General features: G+C 71.1%; 5 protein-coding genes. 2 read left to right on the top strand and 3 right to left on the bottom strand.

Going from position 1 to position 6000, the window contains the following annotated elements:
* Positions 1–103: 103 nt before the first annotated feature.
* On the bottom strand, positions 104–937 hold the full coding sequence (locus tag ABZU46_RS20655) for a SigB/SigF/SigG family RNA polymerase sigma factor (RefSeq protein WP_354860179.1): 834 nt from the start codon (positions 935–937) through the stop codon (positions 104–106).
* A gap of 379 nt (positions 938–1316) precedes the next feature.
* Between ABZU46_RS20655 and ABZU46_RS20650 the strand changes: the two genes are divergently transcribed.
* Positions 1317–2072, top strand: a complete 756-nt coding sequence (locus ABZU46_RS20650) for a hypothetical protein (RefSeq protein WP_354860177.1) — start codon at positions 1317–1319, stop codon at positions 2070–2072.
* On the opposite strand, the gene ABZU46_RS20645 is transcribed toward ABZU46_RS20650, so the two are convergent.
* Entirely contained in the window at positions 2021–3610 is a 1590-nt protein-coding gene (locus ABZU46_RS20645) for a phospholipase D-like domain-containing protein (protein ID WP_354860188.1), read from the bottom strand. The two genes, ABZU46_RS20650 and ABZU46_RS20645, sit on opposite strands and share 52 nt — an antisense overlap.
* A gap of 128 nt (positions 3611–3738) precedes the next feature.
* On the opposite strand from ABZU46_RS20645, the gene ABZU46_RS20640 reads away from it, so the two are divergent.
* The gene (locus tag ABZU46_RS20640) at positions 3739–3867 is read left to right on the top strand and encodes a hypothetical protein (protein WP_354860174.1); all 129 of its coding nucleotides are present in this window, start codon (positions 3739–3741) and stop codon (positions 3865–3867) included.
* 109 nt (positions 3868–3976) lie between these two features.
* Here ABZU46_RS20640 and ABZU46_RS20635 read toward each other — a convergent pair whose 3' ends face one another.
* Positions 3977–5470: a hypothetical protein gene (locus ABZU46_RS20635; protein WP_354860171.1), complete on the bottom strand. Its 1494-nt coding sequence runs from the start codon at positions 5468–5470 to the stop codon at positions 3977–3979.
* Between the last annotated feature and the right edge of the window lie 530 nt (positions 5471–6000).

Raw genomic sequence — 6000 nt, 5'->3', positions numbered from 1 at the left:
CCGCTGCCCCTGAGGGAGCGACCCGGCCGGTGCGCCGTTCGAACGTCCCGACACACGATGAAGGGCCGGGTCCACGCTGACCCGGCCCTTCATCGTGTGGTGCCTAGTACGTGCCGTCGAGCTGGCCGCGCAGCTTGGTCAGCGCCCGGGCCAGCAGCCGGGAGACGTGCATCTGCGAGACGCCGATCTGGTCGGCGATCTGCGACTGGGTCAGGTTGCCGTAGAACCGCAGGGTGAGGATCTTCTGCTCACGCTCGTCGAGCGTGGCCAGCGCGGGGCCGAGGGCGACCCGCAGCTCGGCCAGCTCGAACTCGTTGTCCTCGCCGCCGAGCATGTCACCCAGCTCGGTGGCCCGCTCGCCGTCGCCGGTCGGGGTGGACAGCGACACCGCGTTGTACGCGCGGGCGCCCTCCAGGCCCTCCAGGACCTCTTCCTCGGTGAGCTTGAGGTGGGCGGCGATGTCGGCGACCGTCGGCGAGCGGCCGAGGGTCTGCAGCAGCGAGCTGTTGGCGTCGGAGATGGCCAGCCGCAGCTCCTGGAGGCGGCGCGGCACCCGGATGTCCCAGGTGCGGTCGCGGAAGTGCCGCTTGAGCTCGCCGATGATGGTGGGGATCGCGTAGCCGGCGAAGTCGACACCGCGGGACGGGTCGAACTTGTCGATGGCCTTGATGAGGCCGACGGCGGCGGTCTGCGCCAGGTCGTCGGTCGGCTCGCCCCGCCCGCTGTAGCGGTGGGCGAGGTGGTTGGCCAGCGGCAGCCAGGCCTCGATCGCGCGGTCCCGCAGAGCGGCGCGCGACGGGTGGTTGGCGGGCAGTGCGGCCATGGCGTTGAGCAGGTCGGCGGCGCTGTCGGTGAGCGCCCGCGGGTCCAGCTTGGTGGTGCTCGTCTGCTCGGCAGCCGTGGTGCTCGCCTGCTCGGTGATCGTTGGCGCGGTCATGGGTGGTCCTCCCTGCACCTCGTCCGCGGACAAAAAGACGTGACGCTTTGGTTTAGCTTCGAATGGGCCGTTCGGGACTCACCTTAACCTGATCGGCTCCGAGAAATCTAGCCGAAAGGTTGATGTACTTAAGGCGTGTTGAACCACAAAACGCGCAAAAGCGGCAGCCGTCGAGCAGGTTGTGGGGTCTCTTACCCATGTGCCGGGCGATCCTGCGGCACCCGGTCGTCCCTCTGGGCCCAACCGGTCGGTGCCGCACCCTCCGCCAAGTGGTCAACATGAAATCCGACATTCGGGCGGCAGTGTCAACTATCCGTCGTTGTCCCGTCGGCGGGACCGGCCGTAGCGTCGCTGGGTAGACACCCGGTTCGGAGGCACCATGCTCGATCCAGCGGCTCCCCAGCTCGTCGTGAACAGTCGCACCCTGTACTTCAGCTGGTTGCCAGCGGATCCTGACGCGGTCGCCGCACTCGTCCCCGCCGGGCTGCGTCCCCGTGCGGACCGGCAGGTGTTCCTCAACCAGTACGTCGTCGAGGACGAGACGCAGACCTCCGGCTTCGGCGCCTACACGTTGACGTACCTCGGCGTCTCACTCGCGGGCGTGGACGCGCCCGGCGGGCTCAACCCGGGCGGCTGGTGGACCCACTACGTGGCCTCCAGCCGGCTGGTCCGCGAGTACGCCACCGCGCGGGGCGCCCCGGTGCTCGCCGGTCATACCAGGATCGAGGTGAGCGGCGAGGCGCTGCTCGCCGAGACCGAGGCGGACGGGGCGCCGCTGATCCGCGCCCGGTGTCGGGTGGGGGAGACCGGTCACGTGATCAGCAGCGGGCACCACCGCTACTTCACGTGCCGCGACGGCCAACTGCTCAGCTCGGTCTACCCGTTCGTGGCCGAGCCGGTCGCGCCGTTCGAGATCGAGTCGGTGGAGTTCCTGCAACCCCGACACCCGATGTACGCGCTGCGCCCCGCCAACCCGCTGACCATCGGCTTCGGCTACTTCTCGCCGCGCTCCTCGTTCGCCTACCCCGGCGGGCTGACCGTGCACCCGGGCGGAGCCGGCCTGCCCGAGCCGGCCCGGCAGGTTCACCAGGTGCCGGCCAGCCTGGCGCGCAGCGGCCTGCCGTCCGGGTCGTAGACCAGCCGGTACACCGGCAGCGCCCAGGTGCGGATGTACCAGGGCAGCCGCTCGGGGCGGTGCGGGCGCAGCCGGCCGGGCGGACGATCGCCGACCTGGCCGCCGTCGTACCACCGTTGCAGTTCGTCGGCTGCGGCCGTGATGGCCGCGACGGCGTCGGCCGGGTCGAGCAGGTCGGCGTCGTCCGTGCCGTCCGGGTCCCGGTCCAGGTGCTCGCGCCAGAGCCGCAGCCGCAGGTCCCGGGCGTAGGCGCGTGCCCCGTCGCCGAGGCCCGCCGGGTCGGTGGGCGTCCGCTCGTCGCGCGTGTCGTCGAGCACCGCACAGGACAACTCGCTGTCGTGCGTCCAGGAGCGGCGGTTGAAGTTGTCGCTGCCGACGCTGGCCCAGACGTCGTCGACCACGCAGACCTTCGCGTGCACGTAGACCGGGGTGCCGGCGTGGTTCTCCACGTCGAACACGTGCACCCGGTCCGGCGCGGCACGCTCGCACAGCGACAGCGCCTGCTCCCGGCCGACCATGTTGGGTGGCAGGGCGAGCCGGCCGTCCACGTCCGGGTGCCGGGGCACCACGGCGACCAGGTGCAGCTCGGGATTCTCCCGCAGCGCCTGGGCGAACAGGTTGGCCACCTCGGTCGACCAGAGGTACTGGTCCTCCAGGTAGATGAGCCGTCGCGCGCGGTGGACCGCCTTGGTGTAGCCCCGGGCCACGGTCCGCTCGCCGTCGGGCGCGAAGGAGTAGCGCGGCCGGACGGCGGGGTAGGTGCGCAGCACCTGGATCTGGTGCGGCCCGCACTCGGGCGGGTCGGCGGGCTGCTCGGGCAGCGGGTCCGGCCGCAGGTCCGCGCCGCGCAACCGATCCCGCAGATACGCCATCGGGTTCTCCGAGTCCAGCGGCATCGGGTCGGTCCAGCGCTCCCGGAACACGGTGTCCAGCGCGCCGACCACCGGGCCGCGCACCGCGAGCTGCACGTCGTGCCAGGGCGGGTTCGAGCCGTACCGGGAAGACATCTGCACCGGCTGCGGGTCACCGCCGTGCGCGGCGTCGTCGCGGCGACTGTGGCACAGGTCGATCCCACCGGCGAAGGCGATGTCCCGCTCCGGGTCGCCCGGGTGCCGCAGCACCACCAGCTTCTGGTGGTGCGAACCGCCGCGGCGGACCCGCTGGTCGAGCAGCACCTCGCCGCCGGCCGCCGAAATCGTCTCGCTGAGGTTGCGGTTCTCCGCCTCGCTGTAGGCCAGCGCGTCCAGGTGTGAGCGCCAGATCAGCCCCTTGACCACCACGCCCCGCTGGGCGGCCTGGGCGAAGAGCTGGGCCACTGTGGGGCCGTCGGGGCGCAGCCGCTGGTCCGGGTCGCCCCGCCAGTCGGTGAAGAAGAGGTGGTCACCGTCGGTCAGCGCCTCCACCTCCTCGACCAGCCGGTCGAAGTACGCCGCGCCGTGAATCAACGGCTCGGCGAGGTTTCCTCTGGTCCAGACGGGTAACCCAGAGACCGGGTTGGCGCGTTCCTGTGCGCTGAGGAACCAGTCCTGTAACGGCACGTCCAGCCCCCCGGAGGTCGACAACGTCCTCACGGTAGGACCCCCGAGGCGGGTCCGCATGCCAGGCCGGCCGAACGGTGACCTGGATGACGACGCGAGCACGACCGAACAGCCGAGGAGGCCACACCATGCACCGCGAGACGACGAACCCCGTGACCGAGTACCGCGAGCCGGCGGTGGAGAGCGAACGGGGTGCGCTGGTAGCGGTGTTGCTGATGGTGATTCTGGGCGTCGCGGGGATTTTCGCGGTCTCGTAAGGCCGCGGCGGGTCAGCTGGATCGGCTCCGGTGCGCCGATCGTCTCCAGATCGGCGATGTGGGGGCTTCCCCGCGACGAGATGCCCCCACATCGCCGATCTGGAGTAGATCAAGGGGAGGGCGAGGCGACTCGCTTTCGCATTACGTGCACGGGCAGAGACGGGTTCGCCGCTGCGGCCTCGGCCAGCTCGGCGTGGCCGAGCAACTCGACGATTCGGTCCACCGGTAGTCGAGGGCATACCGCCATCGCCTGGCGTACTGCGGCGTCGGGGTCGTGGGTGAGTCGGTCGATGAGCGCCGGATCCGCCTGTGGGTCGTGGGCGACGAGCCGCCGGACCGCTGGATCCTGGTCGTCGGCGAACCGGGCCAGCGCCGCAGTCGGGAAGTTCGGCAGAGCCAGCAGCCGATAGCGGTCGCACCGGCGGTGCTCGTACTCGCGGAACACCCGCAGCAGCAGGTCGGGTGGTGCGGCCGGATGGTGGTGGGCGAGGAGGGTTCGTACGTCGGGATCGGGGTCGTCGGCGAGCGCGGCGACGACGTCGGCGGGCAGTCGCGGATCGACCGCGGCCCGCCGGCGCAGCAGCGGGTTGACCGACGAGGCGAGGCGCACCGATTCCGCCAACGGCGGCAGTGGTGGGGGCGGCAACACCGACCGGTGGTGCCAGCAGAGGCCGGTCCGGCGGTCCCACAGTGCCGTGGTCAGGTCGATGTCGATCGCCGCGCGGTCCACCTCGCTGAGCGCGGGATGGACGGAGACGGCGGTGCGGACGGACACGTCCGGATCAGCGGCGAGCCGCGCCAGTTGCGAGCTGGTCAGGTCGTCGCGCCGGGCGAGGCCGCACCGGACATCTGCCGAAGGGTGGCCGAGCAACGCCTCGACCACCTCCGGCGGCAGTGTCGGGTTGGTCGCCATCGCGTCGGCGCCCTGCCGGCCGTCCCGGTCGGCAAGCACGTACTCGATGAGCGCGGGCGCGAGCCGCAGGTCGCTCAGCATGCCTCGGTACGCGTACCCGTTGCCGGGCAGGTCCGCAGGCTCCTGTGCCCGTTCCCGCTCGGCGAAGAAGTGGGCCGTCGCCGCCCGTACCTCCGGTACGTCGTCGTGTAGCAGGACTTCGCGCAACTGCTCGCGGGACGTCTCGTGCACGCTGCCGAGCAGGTCGACCGCGGCGGCGCGTACAAGGGGTTCTGGATGGGTGGCGATGCTGCGGACCGCACGCCGGTCGCGCGTCCCCAGGTCGATGACCTCGCCGCGCAGCTCGGTCGGTGTCATGAGGCCACGCCGGAAGTACCCGAGGAGCTGGTCCACGGACCGCATGAACGCGCGGTCCGGCAATGCCAGGCCCGGATCCTCGCGAACGAGTTCGACGACGCGGTGCTCGGGGTCGTCCGCGAGGCGGAGCCGGATCGCCGGGTCGACGTGCGGGTTGGCCGCGAGCGCGCCGCGTACGCGGGCCACGGGGTGACGCGTCGCCGCCGCGACGACCGCAGGCGGCAGGTCGGCCCGTCGCCGGAATGCTGCCGGAACGGCCTCGGCGTGGTCATCGAGGAGGCGCAGCAGCACGTCGAGCGGTGCCGCCGGATTGCCCGCCAAACCCCGCGCCACCGGGTCTCCAGCCGGACCGTCCAGCCAGAGGTTGCCGCGGATGTAGACGACCCTGGGGCTGCCAAGGTGGCCGTCGTTCGTCGAAGAATCGGCGGTCGGTCGGAGCGTCGTCCAAGAGTCGTCGGTGATCACGATCAGCGAGGTTATAGCGGCGAAACCCCAGCTCAACAGGGCTTTTCGCCCGACTGACAGCAGTCCGGGCCCCGATGTAGGCTGGGCGTGGCATCACTCTGCGGAACTCTGCGCACGGTGTCCATCGTGCACGTCGGCTCCCGACCATGATGGTCGAACGCCCGGCCGTCGGTGACGTGTCGCGGCGAGCTGACCTCCGGCCGCCGACAGAACCAAACCCTCCCGTACCGGCACGACCCCGGCCCGCCTCACCCACCATCGCTGGCAATCTTGGACACTTTCCGTTAGCAGCTAACGGAAAGTGTCCAAGATCTACCCTGCTGGCTGCCTCCCGCGCCCCGGGACGACGTCGCCGGCACGGTCTTCGACCATCAGGCGCGCCAACACCTTCGCGCACG

The organism is Micromonospora sp. NPDC005197 (genome assembly GCF_040608295.1).
Taxonomy (GTDB): Bacteria; Actinomycetota; Actinomycetes; order Mycobacteriales; family Micromonosporaceae; genus Micromonospora.
Note: the sequence above shows the minus strand (reverse complement) of the source record. Positions and strands in the feature narration are given on the sequence as shown.

Bases quoted from the DNA above. Each gene is read 5' to 3' on its own strand.
- ABZU46_RS20640 (WP_354860174.1), top strand. From the start codon at position 3,739: ATGCACCGCGAGACGACGAACCCCGTGACCGAGTACCGCGAGCCGGCG.
- ABZU46_RS20650 (WP_354860177.1), top strand. From the start codon at position 1,317: ATGCTCGATCCAGCGGCTCCCCAGCTCGTCGTGAACAGTCGCACCCTG.
- ABZU46_RS20655 (WP_354860179.1), bottom strand. From the start codon at position 937: ATGACCGCGCCAACGATCACCGAGCAGGCGAGCACCACGGCTGCCGAG.